Source organism: Cupriavidus sp. FW305-3-2-15-C-LB2 (assembly GCF_058787575.1).
This window is the reverse complement of the sequence record NZ_JBYSZW010000036.1, coordinates 25265-51133: the sequence shown is the minus strand read 5'-3', so window position 1 is coordinate 51133 and position 25869 is coordinate 25265. Positions and strand designations below refer to the sequence as shown.

At 68.1% G+C, this 25869-nt stretch carries 21 protein-coding genes; 16 read left to right on the top strand and 5 right to left on the bottom strand.

Annotation, left to right across the window (positions count from 1 at the left end; all coding sequences use genetic code 11):
* Nucleotides 1–26: 26 nt before the first annotated feature.
* Nucleotides 27–1217: an amidase gene (locus AC3WRR_RS23605; protein ID WP_492298266.1), complete on the top strand. Its 1191-nt coding sequence runs from the start codon at nucleotides 27–29 to the stop codon at nucleotides 1215–1217.
* Between the two features lie 112 nt (nucleotides 1218–1329).
* Here the strand turns inward: AC3WRR_RS23605 and AC3WRR_RS23600 are convergent, their stop codons facing one another.
* Both AC3WRR_RS23600 and AC3WRR_RS23595 read right to left on the bottom strand, forming a co-directional pair.
* Nucleotides 1330–4443, bottom strand: a complete 3114-nt coding sequence (locus AC3WRR_RS23600) for an efflux RND transporter permease subunit (protein WP_010810102.1) — start codon at nucleotides 4441–4443, stop codon at nucleotides 1330–1332.
* 4 nt (nucleotides 4444–4447) lie between these two features.
* Nucleotides 4448–5662 carry an efflux RND transporter periplasmic adaptor subunit gene (locus AC3WRR_RS23595; RefSeq protein WP_492298264.1) on the bottom strand — a complete coding sequence of 405 codons (1215 nt, stop codon included), beginning with the start codon at nucleotides 5660–5662 and terminating at the stop codon, nucleotides 4448–4450.
* A gap of 327 nt (nucleotides 5663–5989) precedes the next feature.
* On the opposite strand from AC3WRR_RS23595, the gene hpnD reads away from it, so the two are divergent.
* Nucleotides 5990–6826 carry a presqualene diphosphate synthase HpnD gene (gene hpnD, locus AC3WRR_RS23590; RefSeq protein ID WP_439668757.1) on the top strand — a complete coding sequence of 279 codons (837 nt, stop codon included), beginning with the start codon at nucleotides 5990–5992 and terminating at the stop codon, nucleotides 6824–6826.
* Between the two features lie 43 nt (nucleotides 6827–6869).
* Nucleotides 6870–8132 carry a Zn-dependent hydrolase gene (locus AC3WRR_RS23585; protein ID WP_010810105.1) on the top strand — a complete coding sequence of 421 codons (1263 nt, stop codon included), beginning with the start codon at nucleotides 6870–6872 and terminating at the stop codon, nucleotides 8130–8132.
* Between the two features lie 46 nt (nucleotides 8133–8178).
* Here the strand turns inward: AC3WRR_RS23585 and AC3WRR_RS23580 are convergent, their stop codons facing one another.
* Complete coding sequence (locus tag AC3WRR_RS23580) at nucleotides 8179–8526, bottom strand: hypothetical protein (protein ID WP_010810106.1); 348 nt, start codon at nucleotides 8524–8526, stop codon at nucleotides 8179–8181.
* 316 nt (nucleotides 8527–8842) lie between these two features.
* Between AC3WRR_RS23580 and ompR the strand changes: the two genes are divergently transcribed.
* The 6 genes from ompR (at nucleotide 8843) to AC3WRR_RS23550 (ending at nucleotide 14709) form a co-directional block, all read left to right on the top strand.
* Complete coding sequence (gene ompR / locus AC3WRR_RS23575; protein ID WP_010810107.1) at nucleotides 8843–9565, top strand: osmolarity response regulator transcription factor OmpR; 723 nt, start codon at nucleotides 8843–8845, stop codon at nucleotides 9563–9565.
* Between the two features lie 24 nt (nucleotides 9566–9589).
* On the top strand, nucleotides 9590–10939 hold the full coding sequence (locus tag AC3WRR_RS23570) for an ATP-binding protein (protein WP_011615097.1): 1350 nt from the start codon (nucleotides 9590–9592) through the stop codon (nucleotides 10937–10939).
* A 235-nt stretch (nucleotides 10940–11174) separates the two neighbouring features.
* On the top strand, nucleotides 11175–12476 hold the full coding sequence (locus AC3WRR_RS23565) for an MFS transporter (RefSeq protein WP_439671593.1): 1302 nt from the start codon (nucleotides 11175–11177) through the stop codon (nucleotides 12474–12476).
* Between the two features lie 295 nt (nucleotides 12477–12771).
* Nucleotides 12772–13320, top strand: coding sequence for a peroxiredoxin (locus AC3WRR_RS23560; RefSeq protein WP_010810110.1), 549 nt, complete (start codon nucleotides 12772–12774; stop codon nucleotides 13318–13320).
* Between the two features lie 108 nt (nucleotides 13321–13428).
* The gene (locus AC3WRR_RS23555; protein WP_439671592.1) at nucleotides 13429–13950 is read left to right on the top strand and encodes a carboxymuconolactone decarboxylase family protein; all 522 of its coding nucleotides are present in this window, start codon (nucleotides 13429–13431) and stop codon (nucleotides 13948–13950) included.
* A gap of 183 nt (nucleotides 13951–14133) precedes the next feature.
* Nucleotides 14134–14709 carry a GNAT family N-acetyltransferase gene (locus AC3WRR_RS23550; protein WP_010810112.1) on the top strand — a complete coding sequence of 192 codons (576 nt, stop codon included), beginning with the start codon at nucleotides 14134–14136 and terminating at the stop codon, nucleotides 14707–14709.
* On the opposite strand, the gene ispF is transcribed toward AC3WRR_RS23550, so the two are convergent.
* Nucleotides 14710–15219, bottom strand: a complete 510-nt coding sequence (gene ispF / locus AC3WRR_RS23545) for a 2-C-methyl-D-erythritol 2,4-cyclodiphosphate synthase (protein WP_010810113.1) — start codon at nucleotides 15217–15219, stop codon at nucleotides 14710–14712.
* Between the two features lie 4 nt (nucleotides 15220–15223).
* The gene (ispD, locus tag AC3WRR_RS23540; RefSeq protein WP_439671591.1) at nucleotides 15224–16036 is read right to left on the bottom strand and encodes a 2-C-methyl-D-erythritol 4-phosphate cytidylyltransferase; all 813 of its coding nucleotides are present in this window, start codon (nucleotides 16034–16036) and stop codon (nucleotides 15224–15226) included.
* 149 nt (nucleotides 16037–16185) lie between these two features.
* On the opposite strand from ispD, the gene mfd reads away from it, so the two are divergent.
* The 7 genes from mfd (at nucleotide 16186) to AC3WRR_RS23505 (ending at nucleotide 25867) form a co-directional block, all read left to right on the top strand.
* On the top strand, nucleotides 16186–19635 hold the full coding sequence (mfd, locus tag AC3WRR_RS23535) for a transcription-repair coupling factor (RefSeq protein WP_011615095.1): 3450 nt from the start codon (nucleotides 16186–16188) through the stop codon (nucleotides 19633–19635).
* 80 nt (nucleotides 19636–19715) lie between these two features.
* The gene (gene argE / locus AC3WRR_RS23530) at nucleotides 19716–20930 is read left to right on the top strand and encodes an acetylornithine deacetylase (RefSeq protein WP_010810116.1); all 1215 of its coding nucleotides are present in this window, start codon (nucleotides 19716–19718) and stop codon (nucleotides 20928–20930) included.
* Between the two features lie 141 nt (nucleotides 20931–21071).
* The gene (locus AC3WRR_RS23525; RefSeq protein WP_492298261.1) at nucleotides 21072–22454 is read left to right on the top strand and encodes an amidohydrolase; all 1383 of its coding nucleotides are present in this window, start codon (nucleotides 21072–21074) and stop codon (nucleotides 22452–22454) included.
* An 89-nt stretch (nucleotides 22455–22543) separates the two neighbouring features.
* The gene (gene serB / locus AC3WRR_RS23520; RefSeq protein WP_439668752.1) at nucleotides 22544–23398 is read left to right on the top strand and encodes a phosphoserine phosphatase SerB; all 855 of its coding nucleotides are present in this window, start codon (nucleotides 22544–22546) and stop codon (nucleotides 23396–23398) included.
* Between the two features lie 213 nt (nucleotides 23399–23611).
* Nucleotides 23612–23899: a hypothetical protein gene (locus AC3WRR_RS23515; RefSeq protein ID WP_492298259.1), complete on the top strand. Its 288-nt coding sequence runs from the start codon at nucleotides 23612–23614 to the stop codon at nucleotides 23897–23899.
* Complete coding sequence (locus tag AC3WRR_RS23510) at nucleotides 23896–24198, top strand: hypothetical protein (protein WP_058697291.1); 303 nt, start codon at nucleotides 23896–23898, stop codon at nucleotides 24196–24198. The genes AC3WRR_RS23515 and AC3WRR_RS23510 overlap by 4 nt, the downstream gene beginning before the upstream one ends.
* A 10-nt stretch (nucleotides 24199–24208) precedes the next feature.
* The gene (locus tag AC3WRR_RS23505; RefSeq protein ID WP_439671587.1) at nucleotides 24209–25867 is read left to right on the top strand and encodes a PepSY-associated TM helix domain-containing protein; all 1659 of its coding nucleotides are present in this window, start codon (nucleotides 24209–24211) and stop codon (nucleotides 25865–25867) included.
* Nucleotides 25868–25869 lie beyond the last annotated feature (2 nt).

Below are 25869 nucleotides of genomic sequence, written 5' to 3'. Positions count from 1 at the left end.
GAACCCCAACGTATTCCAGGCCACCCATGACGCTTGCCACCCATCCTGCCCGTGCCTTCATGCCGTACCCACAGATCGCCGTCCCGCACGCCGCCGGCGGCCCGCTGCGGGGCCTGAGCTTTGCCGTGAAGGACCTGTTCGACGTAGCTGGCTATCCGACCGGCGGCGGCAATCCGCACGTGCTGGCGCGCTCGGGCATCAAGGCCGCGACCGCACCGGCGGTGCAGCGGCTGCTGGACGCCGGCGCCGCCTTCGTCGGCAAGACCCACACTGACGAGCTGGCCTTCTCCATGAACGGCCAGAACGCCCACTACGGGCGCCCGGTCAACGGCGCGGCACCGGAGCGCATCACCGGCGGCTCGTCGTCGGGCTCGGCCTCGGCGGTATCGAACGGCTTGTGCGACTTTGCGCTGGGCTCCGACACCGGCGGCTCGGTGCGCGCGCCGGCCAGCCATTGCGGCCTGTTCGGCATCCGGCCCACGCATGGGCGCATTTCGCTGGAACGCTGCCTGCCGCTGTCCGAAAGCCTGGACACCTGCGGCTTCTTTGCGCGCGACATCGGCACCTTCGCGCGCGTGGCCGAGGTGCTGTTCGGCGCGGACCCGGCGCCGCTGCCGGCCGCGCCGCGGCTGCTGTTTGCCACCGACCTGTTCGCCCAGCCGACCCCGGAGGCCCGCGACGCGCTGGCGCCGGCTGTCGCCCGGATCGAAACCGCGCTGGGCCGGGCCGCGCCTGCCACCGTGGCCGACCGGCCGCTGTCCGACCTGTGGTGGGCGTTCCGCTACGTGCAGGGCTGGGAGGCATGGCGCAGCGACGGCGAACTGATCGAGCAACACGGGCTGGAGCTGGGTGCCGATGTCGCGGCACGCTTCGCCTTCTCGAAGGCCGTCACCCGCAGCCAGTTCGACGAAGCCAGTGCCGTACGCCGCGACTTCACCGCGCACCTGGGCCGCCTGCTGGGGCCGGACGGCGTGCTGGTGCTGCCGACCATGCCCGATATCGCGCCGCTGCGCGCCGAACCGATCGAGTCCCTGGAGACCTACCGCAACCTCGCCGCCCAGACGTTGTGCCTGACGCCGCTGAGCGGCTTCCCGCAGCTGAACCTGCCGCTGGCCGGCCGCGACGGCGCACCGCTCGGCATCTCGCTGCTGGGGCCGGCGGGCAGTGACCGCAGCCTGGTGGCACTGGCGGAGCGGATCATGGCGCACAAGGCGTGAACCAGTAAGGCAAGGGGCACGCGGCATGCCGACGGCGAGGTCGATGCCGGCATCGTTTCGCCAGGACCGGCCCGCGGCTTCCGCGAAGCCACAGCCTGAACCGCGCCGCGCCTCAACTCGCCAGCGCCGACACCCCGTTCTCCGGCCGCTTGACGCGGAACCACGCCGCATACAGCGCCGGCAGGAACAGCAGCGTCAGCACCGTGGCAATGATCAGCCCGCCCATGATCGCCACCGCCATCGGCCCCCAGAACATCGAGCGCGACAGCGGGATCATCGCCAGCACCGCCGCGGCGGCGGTCAGGATGATCGGGCGGAAGCGGCGCACCGCGGCCTCGACGATGGCGGTCCACTGCGGCACGCCGGCGCTGATGTCCTGCTCGATCTGGTCGACCAGGATCACCGAGTTGCGGATGATCATGCCCAGCAGCGCGGTGATGCCCAGCTGCGCCACAAACCCCATCGGCGCGCGCAGCAGCAACAGCGTGGCGGCGGCGCCGATCAGGCCCAGCGGGCCGGTCAGGAACACCATGGTCGCGCGCGAGAAGCTGTGCAGCTGCAGCATCAGCAGCGTGAAGATGATGAAGATGCACAGCGGCAACTGCGCCGCGATGGAGGCGCCCGCCTTGCCGCTCTCTTCCTCCGCGCCGGCCACGGTGATGCGGTAGCCCGGCGGCAGCTGCGCGCGCAGCTGGTCCAGCTTCGGGTTGATCTGCGCGGTCACCGTCGGGCCCTGGATGCCGTCGACCACATCGGCCTGCACGGTCACGCCGAAGTCGCGGTTCTCGCGCCACACCACGCCCGGCTCCGAGCGCAGCGTCACGCGCGCCACCTGCGTCAGCGGCACCATGCGCCCGGTGTTGGTCGGCACCAGCATGTTGTTCAGGTCCGAGATCGCATCGCGCTCATTGCGCGGGGTGCGCATCAGGATGTCGATCAGCTTGTCGCCGTCGCGGTACTGGCCCACCGGCACGCCGCTGAGCACGGTCTGCGTGACGCGGGCGATGGCATTGGTGGTCACGCCCAGTGCGCGCGCCTTGTCCTGGTCGATCTCCAGGCGCAGCATCTTGACGTTCTCATTCCAGTTGTCGTTGACCCCGACGGTGTTGGGGTTGGCGCGCATCTCGGCCTTGACCTGGTCGGCCAGCTGGCGTACCCCGGCTGCGTCCGGCCCGATCACGCGGAACTGCACAGGATAGGCCACCGGAGGCCCGTTGGGCAACAGCTTGACGCGGCCTCGCAGGTACGGGAATTCGGCATCCATCAGCTTGATGATGCGGCGGCGCAGCGCATCGCGCACCTCGGTGCTGACCGGCATCACGATCACCTGCGCCACATTGGTCTGCGGGAAGATCTGGTCCAGCGGCAGGTAGAAGCGCGGCGCGCCGGTGCCGACGAAGGTGGTCAGGCTCTCGACTTCCTTGTCCTTGCCGACCAGCTGCTCGAAGCGCTTGGCCTCGGTTTCCATCTGGGCAAAGCTGGTGCCCTCGGGCATCCACAGCTCCACCATCAGCTCGGGGCGGCTGGAATCCGGGAAGAACTGCTTCTCGACAAACTTGAAGGCGTAGATGCCCAGCCCGAAGGCCACCAGCGTGATCGCGATCACCACCTTGCGCCAGCTCACGCACCAGTCCACCAGCCGGCGGAAGCGCGCATAGAACGGCGTGTCGAAGACCTCGTGGGCCTCGCCCGCGCCGGGGCCGCGGGTCTTGAGCAGCAGGTAGCCCAGGTAGGGCGTGAAATAGACCGCGGCCAGCCACGACAGCACCAGCGCCAGCGCCGTCACCGCAAAGATCGCGAAAGTGTATTCGCCCACCGTCGAGCGCGCCAGGCCCACCGGCAGGAAGCCGGCCGCGGTGATCAGCGTGCCGGTCAGCATCGGCATCGCGGTGGAGGTATAGGCGAAGGTGGCCGCCTCCATCTTGGAAAAGCCCTCTTCCAGCTTGCGCACCATCATCTCGACCGCAATGATGGCGTCGTCCACCAGCAGCCCAAGCGCCACGATCAGCGCGCCGAGCGATATCTTGTGCAGCCCGATGCCGAAGATATTCATGAACAGGAAGGTCACCGCCAGCACCAGCGGGATCGTCAGCGCCACCACCAGGCCCGGGCGCGCGTCCAGCCGCAGCGGTTTGGTGTGCAGCCCCAGCGAGACGAAACTGACCGCCAGCACGATCACCACCGCCTCGATCAGCACGTGCACGAACTCGCCCACCGAACGCTGGACCGCCTTCGGCTGGTCCTGCACCTGGTCCATCTCGATTCCCACCGGCAACTGCGTGCGCAGCCGGTCGAACGCGGCGCGCAGGTTCTTGCCCAGTTCGATGATGTCGCCGCCCTTCTGCATCGAAATGCCCAGCCCGATCACGTCCTTGCCGTTGAAGCGCATGCGCGTCTGGGTCGGGTCGACATAGCCGCGGTAGACGTGCGCGATGTCGCCCAGGCGGATATTGGCGATGCCGTTGGGCCCGCGCAGCACCAGGTTCTCCAGGTCCTCCACGCTGGCGAACTGGCCGGACAGGCGCACCTGCAGGTTGTCGGTCGGGGTGACCAGCACGCCGCTGCCGGTCAGGTTGTTCTGCTGCGAGATCTGGTCGGCGATGGCGTTGATATCCAGCCCAAGCTGGGCGAAGCGCGCCTGGTTGAACTCGATGAAGACCTTCTCGTCCTGCAGGCCGATCAGCGACACCTTGGCCACCGACGGCACGCGCAGCAGTTCCTGGCGCACCAGGTCGGCGTACTCGCGCAGCTCCTTGTAGTTGAAGCCGTCGGCCGAGAGCGCGTAGATGGTGCCGTACACGTCGCCAAACTCATCATTGAAGAACGGCCCGCGCACGCCCGCGGGCAGCGTCTGCTGGATATCGCCGATCTTCTTGCGCGCGGTGTACCAGACCTGCGCGGTCTCCTTTGCCGGCGAGGTGTCCTTGAGCTGGAAGATCACTGTGGTCTCGCCCGGCTTGGAGAAGCTGCGGATCTTGTCCGCATAGGGCACTTCCTGCAGCTGGCGCTCGATCTTGTCCGTCACCTGGACGGCGATCTGCTCGGCGGTGGCGCCGGGCCAGAAGGCCTGCACCACCATCACGCGGAAGGTAAAGGGCGGATCCTCGTCCTGGCCCAGCTGGAAGAATGCCAGCATGCCGCCAAGCAGCAGCACCACCAGCAGGTAGCGGGTCAGCGGCTGGTGCTCGAGTGCCCAGCGCGACAGGTTGAAGCGGGAATGATCCATCCGCTCACCCCTGCTTCGGGGTGGCGGCCGGTGCCGATGCCGGGGCCGATGCAGGCCCTCCCGCAGGCGCAACCGTCTGCAGCGGGCGCACCTTCTGGCCCGCGCGCAACAGGTGAACCCCGGCGGTGACGATGGTCTGGCCCGGGGCCAGGCCCTGGCGCACCTCCACCTCGTTGCCGATGGCCTCGCCCAGCGTCACCGGCACCGGCTTGACCGTGCCGGCGGCGGCGTCATAGATCCAGACCTGGTTGCGGCCCTGCTCCTGCAGCAGCGCGGTCAGCGGCACCCGGATGGCCGCGGTGGCGCCGCTGCGCATGAAGGTCACCACCGCGGTCATGCCGAGCTTGAGGTCGGCGGGCGGGTTCGGCACCGTCACGCGGGTGGCATAGGTGCGGGTGACCGGGTCGGCCGCCGCGGCAATCTCGCGCACGCGGCCAGGCAGCGTGCGCTGCGGCTCGGCCCAGGTATGGATGGTCACGTCGGTAATGCCGCGCAGCAGGTCGACCTGGTCTTCGGGCAGGCCGATCGCGACTTCCTTCTCTGCCGTCTGCGCCACGCGCACCACCGGCTGGCCGGGCGTCACCACCTGGCCCACCTCGGCATCGACCGCCGTGACCACGCCGTCGGCATCGGCATGCAGGACCGAGTAGCCGGTCTGGTTGGACTGGCTGCGCAGCCCGGCCTGGGCCTGGCGCAGCCGCGATTCGGCGGCGTCATAGTTGGCCTGGCGCCGGTGCTGCTCGGCAGCGCTGATGAAGCCCTTGGCGAACAGGTCGTTGTAGCGCTTCAGGTCGGCGGCGGCCAGGTCGCGGTCAGTCTTCGCGGCCTCGAACTGGGCGCGCGAGCCGGCCTCGGCCAGCGACAGGTCGGTGGGATCCAGGCGCGCCAGCGGCTGGCCCTTGCTGACCACCGCGCCCACATCCACCAGCCTGGCGGCGATCTTGCCCCCGACGCGGAAGCCCAGCCGCGACTCCACGCGCGGGCGCACGTCGCCGGAGAACTCGAAGGCGGTCTTGCCGTTGTGCGGGCTCAGCTGCATCAGGCGCACCGGGCGCACCTCCGGCGCCGGCTCGGCCTTCTTGCCGCAGCCGGTCAGGGCCAGCAGGCTGGCCATCAAAAGTGCGGCTACGGTCACGCCTCGACCGAGGTGGCGCGGCGGCATCGTAACAACAGGAGAATCTGCAGCCGCAACTTCCGGCACTTGGCAAAGCACTGGCATCGGTAGGCAACGAGTCGGATGGAACAACTGACAAGACTGGCCGGTGACCGCAAATCCCCTGCGCCCGGGAAGTCGTCGGGGCGCGCGGAATGGCCGCGCGCAGCCGGCATCGGCAATAAATAACTTGCCGGTCAGTAATATAACGACGACCCCCGGGTGCGTCAAACGGCAGGCGACGAAACCGCTGGAATGAAGACTCAGTTGCCGTTCCGGGCTGGTGAACTGCGCCGACAGGCTTCGGCATGCGCGACCATACCCTGCCCGGCGCGATGCTACAATCCGCCGCGCCGCTGGCGCTTCCCCCCACATCTTCGACCCGAGACCGGCGTGACGCCCGATCAGTATTGCCAAGAGAAAGTCGCCCAGAGCGGCTCGAGCTTCTATTACAGCTTCCTGTTCCTGCCGGCCGAGCGCCGCCGCGCCATCACCGCGCTGTACGCCTGGTGCCGCGAAGTCGACGACGTGGTCGACGACAGCCATGACGCAGGCCTGGCCCACCAGCAGCTGGACTGGTGGCGCGCCGAACTGCGCCGCCTGTTCGAGGGCGAGCCGACCCACCCGACCACCAAGGCCCTGCAGCCGCATGTGCGCAGCGCCGGCCTGCCCCAGGGCGAGATGTCCGAAGTGCTGGAAGGCATGGAAATGGACCTGACCCAGACCCGCTACCTGGACGAGCCCGGGCTGGCCCGCTACTGCCATTGCGTGGCCGGCGTGGTCGGCACGCTCAGCGCGCGGCTGTTCGGCTATACCGACCCGCGGACGCTGGTGTTTGCCGAGAAGCTTGGCCAGTCGCTGCAACTGGTCAATATCCTGCGCGACGTCGGCGAGGACGCGCGGCGCGGGCGCATCTACCTGCCGGTCAATACCCTGCAGCAGTTCCAGGTGCCTGCATCCGAGATCCTGAAGGGTCAGCATTCCGAGCGCTTTGTCGCGCTGATGCAGTACCACGCCGGCCGTGCCCGCGCGCTGTACCATGAGGCACTGGCGCTGCTGCCGAAGCAGGACCGCCGCGCCCAGCGTGCCGGCCTGCTGATGGGCGCGATCTACCACGCGCTGCTCGACGAACTGGAAGCCAGCCAGTTCCAGGTGCTGAACCAGCGCATCGCGCTGACCCCGCTGCGCAAGCTGTGGATTGCCTGGAAGACCTGGGTGCGCAACAGCTAGCGTCCTGCTCTCTTTTCTGTCCGACCCGCCAAGCCGTACCGCCATGACGCAGACATCCGCCTCCCTCGGCGACACCATCCTTGCCCACGCCGACCAGCTCGCCAGTTTCTCCGACATGGAAGGCGGCCTCACCTGCGCCTACCTGACCCCGGCCCACCGCGCCGCGCAGGCCCGGCTTGCGCAGTGGATGGAGGCGGCCGGCATGCAGGTGCGGATCGACGCCATCGGCAACGTCATCGGCCGCTATGCGGCCGACCCGGCCGTGCCCGACGCGCGCGTGCTGATGACCGGCTCGCACTTCGACACCGTGCGCAATGGCGGGCGCTATGACGGACGGCTTGGCATCGTGCTGCCGATCGCCGTGGTCGGCGCGCTCAACCAGGCCGGCATCCGCCTGCCCTATCACTTTGAAGTGGTGGGGTTCGCCGAAGAGGAAGGCCTGCGCTTCAAGACCAGCTTCCTGGCCAGCAGCGTGTTGGCGGGCCGCTTCGATCCCACCCTGCTGGAGCGCCAGGACGCGGACGGCATCACGCTGCGCGAGGCGCTGGCGGCATCGGACCTGCCCGGCGCGGGCGATCTGCAGGCCCTGCGCGCCGCCGCGGTCGATCCGGCGTCGCTGCTGGGCTTTGTCGAAGTGCATATCGAGCAGGGCCCGGTGCTGCTGCACCACGGCCTGCCGCTGGGCGTGGTCACCCAGATCGCGGGCAGCAGCCGCTTTGCGGTGCGGGTCGAAGGCCTGGCCAGCCACGCCGGCACCACGCCGATGGGCATGCGCCGCGACGCCGCCGCGGGCGCGGCGGAGATGATCCTGCTGGTGGAGCAGCGCTGCACGGCGGCGCCGACGCTGGTCGGCACGGTGGGTCAGCTGCAGGTGCCCAACGGGTCGAGCAATGTCATCCCGGCGGCCTGCACCTTCTCGATGGATATTCGCGCCGGCGAGGATGGCATCCGCGAGGCCGCCATCGCCGACATCGTGGCCGGCATCGGCCAGATCGCGGAACGGCGCGGGCTGGCCGCCCAGGTGGAGCGCGTGCCGCCGGTCAACAACGCGCCGTGCGCGCGCTGGCTGATGGACCAGTTCGGGGCGGTGCTGAAGAAGCGCGGGCTGCAGGCCTTCGAGCTGCCCTCCGGCGCCGGCCACGACGCCATGATGATGCAGCGCATCACCGACGTGGCCATGCTGTTCGTGCGTTGCGGCAACGGCGGCATCAGCCACAACCCGCTGGAAACCATCACGGCGGAGGATGCCCAGCTGGCGGCGGAGGTCTTCGTGGATTTCCTGCGGCACTTCCAGCCGCGCGGCTAAGCGCCACAGTGGCGTACCATGGAGGGCGCGGCACGATAAGAACGGATCAGCCGCCCTGGTAGATATCGCGCCCGAAGTCGTAAAGGTTCTTGCGCAGCTTGCGGCGCTCGTCCGGCGACAGGCGCGAGCCGCCGCGTTCGTCACCGCGCCGGCGCTCGGCGTCGCGCTGCTCGGCGCGATGGCGCTCGGCACGGGCCCGCGCCTCGCGCTGGCTGTTGCCGGGATCGCTGGCCTGGGTCGACGGGTGGCGCTTGAGCAGGTTGGCCATGCCGGCCGATTGCGCCTGCACCGTCCCGGCCGGAATGCACAGCGCCAGCACGGCCAGCGCCAGCGCAAGGCAGGCGCCGGCGATACCATGCTGCGGATGCCCGTGCCGGGTTCGGTTCACTTTCATTGATAATGGCGATCTTTGGCTTCGGGAAAAAGCAGTCTTTGGACAGACTGGACGGACTGCCCTGAAGCCGGGAATTCCGGTACCCCGTCCGGCGCCGCACCCTCTGCAAGCATCGCGCCAGCGCGGGCGAGGCAGGCTGGGCGAGGCAGTGGCTCGTCTGGTGCAAATGCGTGGAAATCTGCCGCGCATGGCGCCCAAAAAGACGGATTGCGCAGTGTAATCGCACGATTGGTGCACACTGCCATACCACGGGGTAAAGTATGTAACGTTTTGTTAAGCCATTTTGAGCGAAAGCGATAGTCGCTAAGATACCGCCATGGAAAATACCAGCCACAAGATTCTTGTCGTCGACGATGACCCGCGTCTGCGCGATTTGCTGCGCCGCTATCTGGGCGAACAGGGTTTCACCGTGCTGGTGGCGGAAAACGCCACCGCGATGAACAAGCTCTGGCTGCGCGAGCGTTTCGACCTGCTGGTGCTGGACCTGATGATGCCGGGTGAAGACGGCCTGTCGATCTGCCGCCGGCTGCGCGGGGCCAATGACCAGACCCCGATCATCATGCTCACCGCCAAGGGCGAGGACGTGGACCGCATCGTCGGCCTGGAGATGGGCGCCGACGACTACCTGCCCAAACCCTTCAACCCGCGCGAACTGATTGCGCGCATCCACGCGGTGCTGCGCCGCAAGGGCCCGGCCGAAGTTCCCGGCGCCCCGTCGGAAACGCCCGAGACCTTCGCCTTCGGCGACTTCGTGCTGAACCTGGCCACGCGCACGCTGACCAAGAACGACGAGGAAATCACGCTGACCACCGGCGAGTTCTCGGTCCTCAAGGTGTTCGCCCGCCATCCGCGCCAGCCGCTGTCGCGCGAGAAGCTGATGGAAATGGCGCGCGGCCGTGAATATGAAGTCTTCGACCGCAGCCTGGACGTGCAGATCTCGCGCCTGCGCAAGCTGATCGAGCCGGACCCGAGCAACCCCCGTTTTATCCAGACGGTGTGGGGCCTGGGCTACGTCTTCATCCCCGATGGCGTGAAGTAACCGATTACGGCCGCTGTTCCCATCGTGGCGACCGTTATCGGCAGAACCGCAACGCGGTTCTTTGGTTCGCTGTTCTGGCGAACCTTCATGCTTATCGCCCTGCTGCTGGCGATTTCGCTGGGCATCTGGTTCCAGAGCTACCGGCTGTTCGAACGCGCCCCGCGCGCGCAGCAGATCGCCATGCAGGTGGTCAGCGTGGTCAAGCTCACGCGCGCCGCGCTGCTCTATTCCGACCCCGCGCGGCGGCGCTTCCTGCTGCTCGACCTGGTGCAGAACGAAGGCATCAAGGTCTATCCGCGCGAGAAGGACGACGACTTCGCCGCGCCCACCGCCAACCCGTTCCTGACCACCCTGGTGCAGCAGGAGATCCGCAGCCGCCTGGGCGAGGACACGGTGCTGGCCACCACCGTCAACGACATTCCCGGCGTGTGGGTCAGCTTCGAGATCGAGGGCGACGACTACTGGGTGGCGATCAGCCCCGAGCGCTTCGAGCGCGTGCCCGGCATCCAGTGGCTGTGGTGGAGTATTGCCGCGCTGCTGCTGTCGATCATCGGCGCGGCCTTTATCACCGCGCGCGTCAACTACCCGCTCAAGCGGCTGGCCAACGCCGCCCGCGCGATCGGCGCCGGCGGCGACCCGCCGCCGCTGCCCGAGCACGGCGCCAGTGAGGTGGCGCTGGCCAACCACAGCTTCAACCAGATGGTGCGCGACCTGCGCCAGCTCGACGACGACCGCGTGGTGATGCTGGCCGGCATCTCGCACGACCTGCGCACGCCGCTGACGCGCCTGCGCCTGGAAACCGAGATGTCGCCGATGGACACCCCCACGCGCGACGCCATGATCGCCGACATCGAGCAGATGGACGCTATCATCGGACAGTTCCTCAACTACGCGCGCCCGCCGCTGGAAACCGTGGAACCGGTTGACCTGTCGGCGCTGGTGCACGATGCCGTGGGCGTCTACGCCGCGCACGACGACGTGCGCGTGCACGTGCGCGCCAATGAGCCGGTGATGGCCGTGGCAAACCGCATGGAAGTGCAGCGCATCCTGGACAACCTGGTCGAGAACGCGCGCCGCTATGCCAAGGACGAGCAAAGCGGCATGGCCGTGGTCGAGATCTCGACGCGCGTGGACGACAAGGAAGCCGTGCTGACCGTGGCCGACCACGGCAACGGCGTGCCCGACGGCCAGCTGTCGCTGCTGACGCGGCCCTTCTACCGGCTCGACGCCGCGCGCAGCGAGGCCAAGGGCGCCGGGCTGGGCATGTCCATCGTCAACCGCATCATGCAGCGCAACGGCGGCCGGCTGCTGCTGGCCAACCGCCCCGCCCCGGCCACGGGGCTGGTGGTCAGCGCCTGCTTCCGGCGCGCCTGAGCGTCAGCTGAGCGCGGCCTGAGCGCCATCCGCGGCGCATTGACAGGTTTTCGACAGCATTTGATAGCCTTCTGAAAGGCATTCGTCAGGGCAATGACAGGGTCGCGGCGCACACTGGCGCCCGTCATCAGGCGCGCGGCGAAATCCTTCCCACACGGCGTGACCCGCGCACGCCTGGCTGACTTCTCCGAACCATCATGCCGCCGGGACCGCCGGCGGTGCCTGAGAGACAGCCATGTCAGATACCTCCGCAGCTACCCCCGCCGGGCAGCACGGGTTCCGCACCGTGTTCCGCGTCGTCAGCGGCAACTTCCTGGAAATGTATGACTTCATGGTGTACGGCTTCTACGCGTCCGCCATCGCCAGGACCTTCTTTCCCAGCGGCAACGAGTTCGCCTCGCTGATGCTTTCGCTCGCCACCTTTGGCGCGGGCTTCCTGATGCGGCCGCTGGGTGCGATCGTGCTGGGCGCCTACATCGACCGCCATGGCCGCCGCAAGGGCCTGATCATGACGCTGGCGCTGATGGCCATGGGCACGTTGCTGATTGCCTGCGTGCCGGGCTACGCCACCATTGGCGTGGCCGCGCCGCTGCTGGTATTGGCCGGGCGCCTGCTGCAGGGCTTCTCCGCGGGTGTTGAGCTGGGCGGCGTCTCGGTCTACCTGTCGGAAATCGCCAGGCCTGGCCGCAAGGGCTTCTATGTCGCGTGGCAATCGGGCAGCCAGCAGGTGGCGGTGATCTTCGCCGGCCTGCTGGGCGTGATCCTGCACGCCACGCTGGCTCCGGCGCAAATGGATGAATGGGGCTGGCGCATTCCCTTCCTGGTGGGCTGCCTGATCGTGCCGTTCCTGTTCCTGATCCGCCGTTCGCTGGAAGAGACCGAGGCCTTCAAGGCGCGCAAGCACCGCCCCGCCATTGACGAGATCTACCGCTCGATGCTGGACAACTGGCGCATCATCCTGGCCGGCTGCATGATGGTGGTGATGACCACGGTGTCGTTCTACATGATCACCGCATACACGCCGACCTTCGGCAAGACCGTGCTGAAGCTGGACGACACCGACAACCTGATCGTCACCATGTGCGTGGGCCTGTCCAACTTCATCTGGCTGCCGCTGATGGGCGCGCTGTCGGACCGCATCGGACGCAAGCCACTGCTGGTGTTCTTCACCGTGGCAACGCTGCTGACCGCGTACCCCGCCGTGTCATGGCTGGTGGCCGAGCCGTCGTTCTCGCGGCTGCTGATGGTGGAGCTGTGGCTGTCGTTCCTGTACGGCAGTTATAACGGCGCCATGGTGGTGGCGCTGACCGAGATCATGCCGCCCGCGGTGCGCACCACCGGCTTCTCGCTGGCCTACAGCCTGGCCACGGCGCTGTTCGGCGGCTTCACCCCGGCAATCTCGACCTGGCTGATCCACGCCACCGGCAACAAGGCGGCGCCGGGGCTGTGGCTGATGTTCGCCGCGCTGTGCGGACTGGTTGCCACGCTGGTGATCTTCCGGGCGCAACGAGTGGAGCCCGTCATGCATCCGGCCTGAACACGGCTGGTTGAATTCGCCGCAATCGTCACCAACTTGCCATAAGCGGGCCCAGCGCGCATGGCATACTTGCCCTTCCGCATCGAAGCCGCCTGGCTGATGCCGCGGCTTCCCATGCCGGGATTCGCTCCAGGCGTCACATGGCTTGCCTATCGGGCTCTTTGAGAATATCAATTAGCCCGGCACCTGGTGATGACGCATAATCACGTTTTGTCGCGGTAAGCCGCGTAGCCGGCCCACGCCAGCCGCGCGGCAGCAGCACCGCTCTCATTGCAACCGTATCAGGAGATAGTCTATGAAGACCGTTGGTGACAAGCTCGAAGCCTTCCACGTCGTCGGTGTCAAGCCGGGTTTCAACAATCACGAAGAGAACGGCCAGTCGGCTTTCGAAGACATCACCGAAAAGTCGTTCGAAGGCAAGTGGAAGATCATCTACTTCTACCCGAAGGACTTCACCTTCGTCTGCCCGACCGAAATCGTTGCCTTCGCCAAGCTGAACGGCGACTTCGCCGACCGCGACGCGATCGTGCTGGGCGGCTCGACCGACAACGAATTCGTCAAGCTGGCATGGCGCCGCGAACACAAGGACCTGAACAAGCTGAACCAGTGGCAGTTCGCCGACGTGACCGGTTCGCTGATCGACCAGCTGGGCGTGCGTGACCACGCTGCCGGCGTTGCCCTGCGCGCGACCTTCATCGTCGACCCGGACAACGTGATCCAGCATGTGTCGGTGAACAACCTGAACGTGGGCCGCAACCCGGAAGAAGTCCTGCGTATCCTGGACGGTCTGCAAACGGACGAGCTGTGCCCGTGCAACCGTGCCGTTGGTGGCGCCACGCTGTAATTTGCTATCAGTCGCCAGACACACCTTGGCGATTCGCGGAGGGCGCTGCCCTCCGCATCAAAACCCGCTTGCGCGGGTTTTTTGGGCCCGTATCGATAGGAGAAATAAATGGAATTCATCAGCACGATTAAGAATCTCATCCCCGATTACGCCAAGGACATCCGCCTGAACGTGGACGGCACCATCGCGCGCTCTTCGCTGGAAGGCAACGATGCGGTCGGCGTGGCACTGGCGGCGGCATTTGCGGCGCAGAGCAAGGTGCTGGTGGATGCCATCCGCAACGCCGGCGTGCTGTCGCCCGAGGAAACCAACGGCGCGCTGACCGCGGCCGCGCTGATGGGCATGAACAACACCTGGTACCCGTACGTCGAAATGGCCGACGATCCCGACCTGGCCAGCCAGCCGGCCGGCCTGCGCATGAACGCCTATGCCACCCATGGCGGCGTGGACAAGCGCCGTTTCGAGATGTACGCACTGGCCGCCTCGATCGTGGGCAAGTGCCACTTCTGCGTGAAGTCGCACTACCAGCTGCTGAAGAATGAACAGGGCATGACCGCGCAGCAACTGCGCGATGTCGGCCGCATTGCCGCCGTGATCGTGGCCGCCGCCAACGTGATCGCCGCGCAATAAGCCCCGCCACAGCGCGCCCCCGCGCCCTCCGCGGCGCCCTGCCACGGGCGCCGTAGCACAGCAGCCGGCAGCTTCCCATCAGGAGTTGCCGGCTGTTCCCATCCTGCAACCGCCCCGCGCCAGGGCTGCACAGGTGCGGCGATCGGCCTACAATCCAGGCAGGACACGCACTTTCAGGCTGCCATGACCCTGCCTTCGCCGACTTCTCCCCGTTTCCACTACCGCCTCGCGGCGGTGCATGACTGGGGCGACATCGCCGCCGTCACGCAACAAGCCTACGGGCAATATGAGCTGGCCATCATGGAAGACTGCCGCGCGTCGTTCCAGCGCGGCATGCAGGCAGTGCTGGCGACCAGCCATCCGGATATGGAATGGTGGGTGGCGGAGACCGATCACGGCATCATGGGCGCCGTGCTGTTCTGCCATCCGGGCGCCACGCTGCCGGCACTGGACGGCAGCACCATCACCCTGACCCAGCCGGAAGCCCGGCTGCTGTCGGTCAGCCCGCAGGCGCGCGGCCTGGGCCTGGGCCGCACGCTGATGCAGATCTGCATCCAGCGCGCGCGCGATATCGGCGCGTCAACGCTGGTGGTGCGCACCATGCCGGAAATGGCATCGGCCATCCGGCTGTGCCAGCAGATGGGATTCACCAAGCGCACCGAAGCCGGTGCGCGCACCGGCGCAATGGCCCGCCTGATCGACTATACCTACGCCATCCCGCCGGAAAACGCCACGGCGCCAGACGCGGCGCGCCCCTGATCAGTCCTGCGCGTCGCCCACCGAGGCGCGCCAGAGCAGCACCGCGGCCTGCGCCACGATGCCCTCCTGGCGCCCTTCGAAGCCCAGCTTCTCGTTGGTCTTGGCCTTGACGTTGCAACGCCCGCGCGCAATCCCCAGGTCCTCCGCCAGGTTCGCCACCATCGCCCCGATATGCGGCGCCAGCTTGGGCGCCTGCGCGATCACGGTGGCATCGACATTGCCGATTTCATAGCCCGCCTCGCGCACGCGGCGCGCGGCCTCGCGCAGCAGCACGCGGCTGTCGGCGCCGGCGAACTGCGCGTCGGTGTCGGGGAAATGGCGGCCGATATCGCCCAGCGCGGCCGCGCCGAAGAGCGCGTCGGTGACTGCGTGCAGCAGCGCATCCGCATCGGAATGGCCCAGCAGGCCGCGGTCGTGCGGAATCTCGACCCCGCCCAGGATCAGCTTGCGGCCGGGCACCAGCGCGTGGACGTCATAGCCCTGTCCCACCCGGATATCGAAAGGCATCATGCGGTCAGGCTCCTTTGCCATCGTTGCCCAGCAGCACTTCGGCCAGTGCGAAGTCCTCCGGGTAGGTCACCTTGAAATTGCGCAGCGAGCCGTTGACCAGCCGCGGATGCAGCCCCAGACGCTCGATCGCGCTGGCCTCGTCGGTCACCACCGCGCCGGCCGCCATGGCGTCCTGCAGCGCCTGGCGCAGCACGCCCAGGCGGAACATCTGCGGCGTCTGCGCCTGCCACAGGCCCTCGCGCGGCACCGTGGCGCCGATACGGGCGTCGTCCTGGGCGCGCTTGAGCGTGTCGGGCACCGGCACCGCCAGGATGCCGCCGATGGCGGCGTCCGGGCCGTCGTCGCCGTCGCTTTCCACCGCGCGCACCAGCGCATGGATCATTGCCGGGGTCAGGCCCGGGCGCGCGGCATCGTGCACCAGCACCCAGTCGCTGTCGGTCGCGCCCAGCTGCGCCAGGTGGTGCAGCCCGGCCAGCACCGAGGCATGGCGGGTCTCGCCGCCGACAAAGGCGGTATCGAAGCGCAGCCCGGCAAAGGCGGCCGCGCCGAAGCGCGATTCCAGCGGCATGTCGTCGGGCGCCAGCACCAGCGCGGTGGCGTTGATGGCGTCGCACGCCGAGAACGCCGCCAGCGCGTACCAGATCATCGGCCGGCCGGCCACGGTCTGGTATTGCTTGGGAACGGCGCCGCCGGCGCGGCTGCCGGTACCGGCACAGGGAATCAGGGCAAAGCGGCGAGCGGGCACAGGATCGGCGTTGAGTGAAAGAGGCGCGGGCGCCTGCTGGCCGGCATGGCCAGCGGGACAACCGGTGCGCATTCTATAATACGGCCCTTGCCCGTCGCCATGCCGCGCCATTCCGCATTGACGCGTGCCCGGCAGGCGCCACGGGCCGTTGAGGTCCCCTGCCCCGACCCCCGCCCGCAATGCCGGCGGGGTGTCGTCGTTTTGAACGCCCCGCTGCCGACATGCCTGACGCCAAGCCCGCCTTCCCCTTTGTCAACCTGCCGCTGGTCAAGCCGGGGCTGCGCCACAGCGTGGCGGGCCTGCGCGGCTCGGCCGATGCGCTGGCTGTGGCCGCGTACGCTCGGCAGCACCGCGAGCGCGCGCCGATGCTGGCCGTAGTCTGCTCCCACGCGGTCGATGCCCAGCGCCTGGCCGAGGAAATCCCCTGGTTCGCGCCCGAACTGCGCGTGCGCCTGCTGCCCGACTGGGAAACCCTGCCCTACGACAGCTTCTCGCCGCACCAGGACCTGGTATCAGAGCGCCTGGCCACGCTGCACGACATCCAGACCGGGCAATGCGACGTGATGCTGGTGCCGGCCACCACCGCGCTGTACCGGCTGGCGCCGCCCGCGTTCCTGGCCGCCTACACCTTCTTCTTCAAGCAGGGCGAGCGGCTGGATGAAGCGGCGCTCAAGGCCCAGTTCACGCTGGCCGGCTACGAGCACGTCAGCGCGGTGATGCGCCCCGGCGAATACAGCGTGCGCGGCGGCCTGATCGACCTGTACCCGATGGGCTCGGCGCTGCCGTACCGGATCGACCTGTTCGGCGACGAGATCGAGACCATCCGCGCCTTCGACCCCGACACCCAGCGCAGCCTGTACCCGGTCAAGGAGGTGCGGCTGCTGCCCGGGCGCGAGTTCCCGCTCGACGAAGCCGCGCGCACCGCCTTCCGCGGCCGCTGGCGCGAGCTGTTCGAAGGCGACCCAACCAAGTCGCCGATCTACAAGGACATCGGCAACGGCGTGCCGTCGGCCGGCATCGAGTACTACCTGCCGCTGTTCTTCGAGCAGAGCGCGACTGTGTTCGACTACCTGCCCGCCGATACGCAGCTCGCGTTCGCCGGCAATGTCGACGAGGCCATCCGCCGCTTCTGGGCCGACACCACGCAGCGCTACAACTTCATGCGGCACGACCGCGAGCGCCCGCTGCTGCCGCCAGCGGACCTGTTCCTGTCCGAGGAGCAGTTCTTCGTCGCCGCCAAGCCGATGGCGCGCCTGGTGCTGCAGGCCGAAGCGAACGCGGACCAGGCCGCGTTCTCGGCCATCCTGCCCGACGTCGCGGTGAACCGCCGCGCCGATGATCCGCTGGTCAACCTGGAAGCGCTGCTGCTCGACCAGCAGACCCGCGTGCTGATGTGCGCCGACTCGGCCGGGCGGCGCGAGACCCTGCTGCAGCTCTTTGCCGAAAGCGGCCTGCGCCCGCAGCCGGTGGACGACTTTGCCGCGTTCCTGGCCGGCGAAGCGCATTTCTCGATCGCGGTGGCGCCGCTGCAGAGCGGCTTTGCGCTGCCGCAGGGGCAGATCGCCTTTGTCACCGAGGCCGAGCTGTACGCCGGCACCGCGCGCCGCACCGGCCGCCGCAAGCAGGAGCAGGCCTCCGCCGTCGACTCGATGGTGCGCGACCTGGCCGAGTTGAAGATCGGCGACCCGGTGGTGCACAGCGAGCACGGCATCGGCCGCTATCAGGGCCTGGTCACGCTCGACATGGGCCAGGGCGACGAGGAATTCCTGCACCTGGACTACGACAAGGGCAGCAAGCTGTATGTGCCGGTGCACCAGTTGCATGTAATCTCGCGCTATTCCGGCGCCGATCCCGATACCGCGCCGCTGCACCACCTGGGCTCGGGCCAGTGGGACAAGGCCAAGCGCAAGGCAGCCCAGCAGATCCGCGACACCGCCGCCGAGCTGCTCAACCTGTACGCGCGCCGCGCCGCGCGCGAGGGCTTTGCCTTCCCGCTCTCGCCCAAGGACTACGAGACCTTCGCCGAAAGCTTCGGCTTCGAGGAAACGCCGGACCAGGCCGCCGCGATTGCCGCGGTGATCGCCGACATGACCTCGGGCAAGCCGATGGACCGGCTGGTGTGCGGCGACGTGGGCTTCGGCAAGACCGAGGTGGCGCTGCGCGCGGCCTTTGTCGCGGTGCTGGGCGGCAAGCAGGTGGCGATGCTGGCGCCGACCACGCTGCTGGCCGAGCAGCACTTCCAGACGCTGTCCGACCGCTTCGCCGAATGGCCGGTGCGCATCGTCGAGCTGTCGCGCTTCAAGACCAAGAAGGAAATCGACGCGGCCATCAGGCAGATCAACGAAGGCACCGTCGACATCGTCATCGGCACCCACAAGATCCTGTCCGACCAGGTCAGGTTCGAGCGCCTGGGGCTGGTCATCATCGACGAGGAACACCGCTTCGGCGTGCGCCAGAAGGAGGCGCTGAAGACCCTGCGCGCCGAGGTCGACGTGCTGACCCTGACCGCCACGCCGATCCCGCGCACGCTGGGCATGGCGCTGGAAGGCCTGCGCGACTTCTCGGTGATCGCGACCGCGCCGCAGAAGCGGCTGGCGATCAAGACCTTCGTGCGGCGCGAGGAAGACGGCGTGATCCGCGAGGCCATCCTGCGCGAGCTCAAGCGCGGCGGCCAGGTCTACTTCCTGCACAACGAGGTCGAGACCATCGAGAACAAGCGCGCGCGGCTGGCCGAGCTGGTGCCCGAAGCGCGCATTGCCGTCGCGCACGGCCAGATGCATGAGCGCGAGCTGGAGCGCGTGATGCGCGACTTCGTCGCGCGCCGCGACAACATCCTGCTGTGCACCACCATCATCGAGACCGGCATCGACGTGCCGACCGCCAACACCATCCTGATCCACCGCTCGGACAAGTTCGGCCTGGCGCAGCTGCACCAGCTGCGCGGCCGGGTCGGGCGCTCGCACCACCAGGCCTATGCCTACCTGCTGGTGCATGATGTCGAGGGCCTGACCAAGCAGGCGCAGCGCCGGCTCGAAGCGATCCAGCAGATGGAGGAACTGGGCTCGGGCTTCTACCTGGCCATGCATGACCTGGAAATCCGCGGCGCGGGCGAGGTGCTGGGCGACAAGCAGTCGGGCGAGATCCACGAGATCGGCTTCCAGCTCTACACTGACATGCTCAACGCCGCGGTCAAGGCGCTCAAGGCCGGCAAGGAACCCGACCTGATGGCGCCGCTGGCCGCGACCACCGAGATCAACCTGGGCACGCCGGCGCTGCTGCCCAACGACTACTGCGCCGACGTGCACGAGCGGCTGTCGCTGTACAAGCGGCTGGCCAACTGCGAGACCGCCGAGCGCGTGGACGATATCCAGGAAGAGCTGATCGACCGCTTCGGCCGACTGCCGGCGCAGGCGCAGGCGCTGGTCGAGACCCACCGGCTGCGCATCGCCGCGGCACCGCTGGGCGTGCGCAAGATCGACGCGGGCGAGGCCACCATCAGCGTGCAGTTCGTGCCCAACCCGCCGATCGACGCGATGCGCATCATCGACCTGGTGCAGAAGAACCGCCATATCAAGCTGGCCGGGCAGGACAAGCTGCGCATCGAGGCCAAGATGCCGGACGTGGCGATCCGCGCGCAGACCATCAAGCATACGTTGCGGCAACTGGCGTAGGGGTCATGCGTATCCTGCATGGACGCGGCGCGCGGCCGGGTGTAGCATCGATTCCTTAACAAGTTAGCGATAACGCCCCCATGCCCGCCCAAGCCGCTTCTTCCCGTCAGCCCGTCACCGAAACCGCCGCGCGCGGCAGCGCGCTTGAATGGACCCAGCGGCTGGTCGCGTACGACACCACCAGCCGCAACTCCAACCTGGGCCTGATCGAGTCGGTGCGCGACCATTTCCTGGCCAAGGGGCTGAAGCCGCATCTGAGCTACAACCCGCAGCAGGACAAGGCCAACCTGTTCGTCACCGTGCCCGCCGCCGACGGCAATACCAACGGCGGCATCGTGCTCTCCGGCCATACCGACGTGGTGCCGGTGGACGGCCAGGACTGGACCACCGACCCGTTCAAGCCGGTGGTGCGCGACGGCAAGCTCTACGGCCGCGGCACCTGCGACATGAAAGGCTTTATCGGCACCAGCCTGTCGCTGCTGCCGGCCATCCTGCAGGCCAGGCTGCGCGAGCCGGTCCACTACGCGCTGTCCTTCGACGAAGAGATCGGCTGCATGGGCGCGCCCTACCTGCTGGCCGAACTGCGCGACCGCGGCGTGACGCCCGGCGGCTGCATCGTCGGCGAACCCACCAGCATGCGCGTGATCGTGGCGCACAAGGGCATCAACGCCTACCGTTGCTGCGTCAGGGGCCAGGCCGCGCACTCGTCGCTGACGCCGCGCGGCGTCAATGCGATCGAATACGCCGCGCGCCTGATCTGCTTCATCCGCGACATCGCCGATGAGTTCAAGGCCAACGGCCCCTACGACCAGGCCTTCGACGTGCCCTACACCACCGCGCAGACCGGCACCATCCAGGGCGGCATCGCGCTGAACACCATCCCGGCACTGTGCGAGTTCGTGTTCGAGTTCCGCAACCTGCCCGGCGTGGATCCCGAAGCCATCTACGCCCGCATCCAGGCCTACGCCAACGACGTGCTGCTGCCGAAGATGCGCGCCGAGCATGCCGACGCCGGCCTGACGCTGAGCAAGATCGCCGCCGCGCCGTCGCTGGACGTGGCCGAACAGGAAGCCATCACGCAGCTGGTGCGCGCGCTGACCGCCGACCGCGACACCAACAAGGTGGCCTACGGCACCGAGGCCGGCCTGTTCCAGCGCGCCGGCATTCCGGCCGTGGTGTGCGGGCCTGGCGATATCCAGCAGGCGCACAAGCCGGATGAGTTTGTTGCGCTGGAGCAGTTGGCTGCTTGCGAGGCGTTCCTGCACAAGGTGGTCGACAGCTTGCGCGTGAGCTGACTGCCGGGCATGCCAGAGCTTTGCTCCCCTCTCCCGCTTGCGGGAGAGGGGAGCAACCAATCCGCTTTTCCCGGCGCTTTGCACTTGCCGCGCGCCGCCACACCGCCTGCATCACACCAACAACAACGAAGGAGACCTTGCATGGCTGTCCGTGATTCCGCATCCCGTCCCACCACCCGCTTCGCGCTCGCCACCGTGGCGCTCGCCACCGTGGCGCTCGCCACCGGCCTGCTCTGCAACACCGCGCAGGCCCAGACGCAAGGCGCCGAAACCCTGCACGCCCAGATCGAAACCCGCGCCAAGGCCGTCGAGAAACAACTCATCGCGTGGCGCCGCGATATCCACCAGCATCCGGAACTGGGCAACTACGAGACGCGCACCGCCAAGCTCGTGGCCGACCACCTGCGCAAGCTCGGCATGGAAGTGAAGACAGGCGTGGCCAAGACCGGCGTGGTCGGCGTGCTCAAGGGCGGCAAGCCCGGCCCGGTAGTGGCGCTGCGCGCCGACATGGATGCGCTGCCGGTCAAGGAACGCGTGGACGTGCCGTTCGCGTCGAAGGCCAAGGGCCAGTACCTGGGCAAGGAAGTGGACGTGATGCACGCCTGCGGCCATGACACGCACGTGGCGATTTTGATGGCCACCGCCGAGGTGCTGGCCGGCATGAAGGACCAGCTGCCCGGCACGGTCAAGTTCATTTTCCAGCCGGCCGAGGAAAGCCCGGCCGACTTCGAACCGAATGGCTCCAACACCTGGGGCGCCAAGCAGATGGTGTCCGAGGGCGTGCTGGACAATCCCAAGGTCGATGCGATCTTCGGCCTGCACGTGAGCAGCGGCATCGAATCGGGCAAGCTGGGCTGGCGCAGCGGCCCCTCGATGGCGGCGGCCGACCAGTTCTGGATCGACGTCAAGGGCCGCCAGACCCACGGCGCGCGGCCGTGGGGCGGGATCGACCCGATCGTGGTGGCGTCGCAGATCGTGATGGGCCTGCAGACCATCCAGAGCCGCCAGGTCAACGCCATGCTGGAGCCGTCGGTGATTACCGTGGGCACCATCCACGGCGGCAACCGCATGAACATCGTGCCGGAGAAGGTCGAGATGATGGGCACCGTGCGCACCTATGACGAAGGCATGAAGAAGGACATCCATGCCCGCATGAAGCGCACCACCGAGGCCATCGCCACCAGCGCCGGCGCCGAGGCCAGCTTCCGCGTGGTGGAGTTGTACAACGCCACCATCAACCAGCCGGCCCTGACCGAGAAGATGGCGCCCACGCTGCAGCGCGTGGCCGGCGAAGGCAACTGGATGATCACGCCCAAGGCGACCGCGTCGGAGGACTTCTCGTTCTACCAGGAGAAGGTCCCGGGCCTGTTCTTCAACCTCGGGGTGACGCCCAAGGGCCAGGATGTGACCAAGGCGCCTTCCAACCACTCGCCTGAGTTCTATGTGGACGAGCCGGCGCTGATCAACGGCGTGCGCGCCCTGTCCAGCCTGACCGTGGACTACATGGTGATGGCGCAGCGCTGAGCGGCTCGCCCGGGGCGCTGCGGCGGGGCTACAATAGCCCTTTTGCCGCGTTGCAGCCCCGCGCGGCAAGCGCCCGACCTTCATCCGCCATGCCCCTGATCCTCCAGAGCACCGCCCCGCTTTCCCCAGCCGACCTCGACACCGCCCGCACCCTGGCCCGCGCCTCTGAACTGGTGCTGCGCAGCGAGACCGTCGCCGCCGCCGAGGAATGCGCGCCGCTGACGCCGGCGCTGCGCGATGCGCTGGACGATTTCTGCGGCCCGCGCGCGATCGACTGGGCAGTGGTGCCCGCTGGGCGCAAGCTGTCCGACTTCCGCCTGGTGGCGATGGACATGGACTCGACCCTGATCACGATCGAGTGCATCGACGAGATCGCAGATTTCTGCGGCCTCAAGGCCGAGGTCTCGGCCATCACCGAAGCCGCCATGCGCGGCGAGATCACCGATTTCAACGAAAGCCTGCGCCGCCGCGTGGCCCTGCTCAAGGGCCTGGACGCCAGCGTGCTGGACCGCGTCTATGAAGAGCGCCTGCGGCTGTCGCCGGGCGCCGAGCGCATGCTGCAGACCGTGCAGGCGCTGGGCCTGCGCACGCTGCTGGTGTCGGGCGGCTTCGTGCATTTCACCGAGAAGCTCAAGGCACGGCTCCAGCTCGACGTGACCCGCGCCAATACGCTGGAGATCGTCGACGGCAAGCTGACCGGCAATGTCGTCGGCGAGATCGTCAACGCCGACGTCAAGGCCCGCACCGTGCAGGAAGTCTGCGCCCGGATCGGAGCCACGCCGGACCAGGCCATCGTCATGGGCGATGGCTCCAACGATCTGAAGATGATGGCCGTGGCCGGCCTGTCGGTGGCATTCCGGGCCAAGCCGGTGGTGCGCACGCAAGCCAGCGTCGCGTTCAACCACGTCGGCCTGGACGGCCTGCTGGCGCTGTTCCCGCACTGATCCCGGGCCGCGGACAACGCGGCAATGCGCGCCGGGCGGCAAGCGCCCGGCCGGCCCCACCCGCGCGGGCCGCCTGCGACTCGTCGCCACAGCCAGCGCAAGTCCCTCCCCCAAGTGCAGATGAATCCCCACTGAGACGCAACGTCTACTTAGCGCTTGCCTCTTCAAATGCGAATCATTACCATTAATGTTTCGTTTATCTGACATTTCCTCATGCAAGTTCTGGCCGTCCTTCTTGGCCTGGCTGCGGCTGCGTGCCTGTACCTGGCCGCGCCCAACCAGGTCCTGCTGCCGCCCGGCAGGGTCACGCAACCGCGTATGCTGGGCTGGCTGGGCCTGATCCTGGTCGTCGTCAGCGCCTGGCTGTGGAGCATCACCGATGGCTGGCCCGCAGCCATTGCCGCCAGCCTGGTGACCGTGCCCTGCGCGCTGTCGGTATGGCCCTTTATCGCCACCTATGCCGCGCGCAGGCGCCGGGCAGCACGGGAGCAACGGGCATGAGCGCAGACCGCTCCGCAATGGGCACCAAATGGCTTGCCGGTGCGCTGCTCGGGCTGCCGCTGGCGGTGGCGCTGTGCACGCTGTTGATCCTGTGGCTGCCGGGCGGCTGGGAAACCGGCATCGTCGCGGCCGTGGTGGCCTGCCTGCCGGTGTGGGTGGCCATCATCAGCGCCAGCCTGCTGTTCCGTTCCAGCCGCACTGCCTGGGTCTGGCTGGGCGGCGCCAACCTGCTCTGCTTCGGCGCGCTCTGGCTGCTGCGCCTGGCCGGGCTGGCGCCGACGGCACTGGCCGCCTCCTGAGAACGCCATCATGAAAACCGCAACCCTGCGCCTGTACCAGACGCTGCATACCTGGGTCGGCCTGATGGCCGGCTGGGCCCTGTTTATCGCCTTCTTTGCCGGGGCGGTCACCGTGTTCCACCATGAGCTGCACGTTTGGCAGTCGCCGTCGCGGCTGAAAGGCAATGCGCAGTTCGAGGCCAGTACCGACCCGGCCGCGGTCGACCGCTTCATGCAGAAGCTGGTCGCGATCCACCCCGAGGCCGCGGCCAGCTCATACGTGATCATGCCGTCGGAGGGAGAGCCCAATATCGCGGCCTACTGGCAGGACCAGGCCGGCGAGTGGCAGATGACCACCGACGCCCGCCTGGCCGGCGGCGCCGCGATGCAGCGCGACACCTCGCGCGACCAGGTGATCGGCGAACTGTCGGCATTCCTGAACAGCCTGCACTACTCGCTGGGGATCCCGGTCGGCGGCATCTATTTCATGGGCGCGATCTCGGTGCTGTACGGGCTGGCACTGGTATCGGGCGTGCTGCTGCACCTGCCACGGCTGAAGAAGGACCTGTTTGCAGTGCGCCCCGGGCGCAACCTGAAGCGATTCTGGATGGACACCCACAATGTGCTGGGCCTGTTCAGCCTGCCCTTCCACCTGGTCTTTGCCATCACCGGCGCGCTGTTCTGCCTGTCGCTGGTGCTGATGATGGCGTTCAACACACTGACCTTCGATGGCCGCCTGTTCGAGGCGGTGCCCCGCGCCACCACCGCCGTGCCGGAAGTGGCCGCGGCCAACCGCGCGGTGCCGACCATGCCCACGGCAACGCTGATGCAGATCGCGCGCGAGCACGGCGGCGAGCGATTCACGCCCGAGTCGTTCCGCTTCCAGCGCTATGGCGACGCCAACGCCGTGGTGGAGGTGCGCGGCACCAGCACGCAGGCACTCGGCAACCTGGGCTCGGTCGGCATCCATGCCGCCAGCGGCGAGCCCAACGCGGGCCAGCTGACCGCCAACCAGACCGCCGGCACGCGCGACAGCAACCACGGGCTCTACAGCGCGCTGTACGCACTGCATTTCGGCACTTTCGGCGAGCTGCCGGTGCGGCTGGTCTACCTGCTGGCCGGGCTCGCCGGCGCCTTCCTGTTCTATTCAGGCAACCTGCTGTGGATCGAGTCACGGCGCAAGCTGCGCCAGGCCGAGCAGCCGCGCGTGCACCGGCTGCTGGCGCAGGGCACGGTCGGCGTGTGCATCGGCTGCTGCATCGGCGTGGCGCTGTGCTTCCCGGCGGCGCTGCTGTGGCCGGAGCGCGCGGTGAGCTACACGTATTTCACGGTGTTTGTCCTGGCCTGTGCCTGGGCGCTGCTGCGCCCGCCGGTGCGCGCCGCGGTGGAACTGCTCTACGCCGCCGCGCTGGCGTGGCTGACGGTGCCGCTGGCGAACGCGATCCTGACCGGCGACCACCTGCTGCACAGCATCCCCAGCGGGCACTGGATCATCGCCGGCTTCGATATCGGCGCGATCGCGCTGGCCACGGGCTTTGTCGCCCTGGCCCGCGCCACGCAGCGCCGCGCGCGCAGTGGGCCGGCGGAGTCGGTCTGGGCGATGCCGCGGGCAGCCCAAGCCGCCCAGACCGCCCAGACCGCCAGGCCCACCGCGGGCGCCAAGGCGATGCCCAGCACGGATACGCCCTGAGC

Coding starts and splice junctions, on each gene's coding strand:
- ompR (WP_010810107.1), top strand. CDS start 8,843: ATGGAAAATACCAGCCACAAGATTCTTGTCGTCGACGATGACCCGCGT.
- AC3WRR_RS23580 (WP_010810106.1), bottom strand. CDS start 8,526: ATGAAAGTGAACCGAACCCGGCACGGGCATCCGCAGCATGGTATCGCC.
- AC3WRR_RS23550 (WP_010810112.1), top strand. CDS start 14,134: ATGACCCTGCCTTCGCCGACTTCTCCCCGTTTCCACTACCGCCTCGCG.
- AC3WRR_RS23515 (WP_492298259.1), top strand. CDS start 23,612: ATGCAAGTTCTGGCCGTCCTTCTTGGCCTGGCTGCGGCTGCGTGCCTG.
- serB (WP_439668752.1), top strand. CDS start 22,544: ATGCCCCTGATCCTCCAGAGCACCGCCCCGCTTTCCCCAGCCGACCTC.
- argE (WP_010810116.1), top strand. CDS start 19,716: ATGCCCGCCCAAGCCGCTTCTTCCCGTCAGCCCGTCACCGAAACCGCC.
- AC3WRR_RS23525 (WP_492298261.1), top strand. CDS start 21,072: ATGGCTGTCCGTGATTCCGCATCCCGTCCCACCACCCGCTTCGCGCTC.
- AC3WRR_RS23605 (WP_492298266.1), top strand. CDS start 27: ATGACGCTTGCCACCCATCCTGCCCGTGCCTTCATGCCGTACCCACAG.
- AC3WRR_RS23505 (WP_439671587.1), top strand. CDS start 24,209: ATGAAAACCGCAACCCTGCGCCTGTACCAGACGCTGCATACCTGGGTC.
- ispF (WP_010810113.1), bottom strand. CDS start 15,219: ATGATGCCTTTCGATATCCGGGTGGGACAGGGCTATGACGTCCACGCG.
- AC3WRR_RS23555 (WP_439671592.1), top strand. CDS start 13,429: ATGGAATTCATCAGCACGATTAAGAATCTCATCCCCGATTACGCCAAG.
- mfd (WP_011615095.1), top strand. CDS start 16,186: ATGCCTGACGCCAAGCCCGCCTTCCCCTTTGTCAACCTGCCGCTGGTC.
- AC3WRR_RS23585 (WP_010810105.1), top strand. CDS start 6,870: ATGACGCAGACATCCGCCTCCCTCGGCGACACCATCCTTGCCCACGCC.
- AC3WRR_RS23565 (WP_439671593.1), top strand. CDS start 11,175: ATGTCAGATACCTCCGCAGCTACCCCCGCCGGGCAGCACGGGTTCCGC.
- AC3WRR_RS23595 (WP_492298264.1), bottom strand. CDS start 5,662: ATGCCAGTGCTTTGCCAAGTGCCGGAAGTTGCGGCTGCAGATTCTCCT.
- AC3WRR_RS23560 (WP_010810110.1), top strand. CDS start 12,772: ATGAAGACCGTTGGTGACAAGCTCGAAGCCTTCCACGTCGTCGGTGTC.
- AC3WRR_RS23600 (WP_010810102.1), bottom strand. CDS start 4,443: ATGGATCATTCCCGCTTCAACCTGTCGCGCTGGGCACTCGAGCACCAG.
- AC3WRR_RS23510 (WP_058697291.1), top strand. CDS start 23,896: ATGAGCGCAGACCGCTCCGCAATGGGCACCAAATGGCTTGCCGGTGCG.
- ispD (WP_439671591.1), bottom strand. CDS start 16,036: ATGCGCACCGGTTGTCCCGCTGGCCATGCCGGCCAGCAGGCGCCCGCG.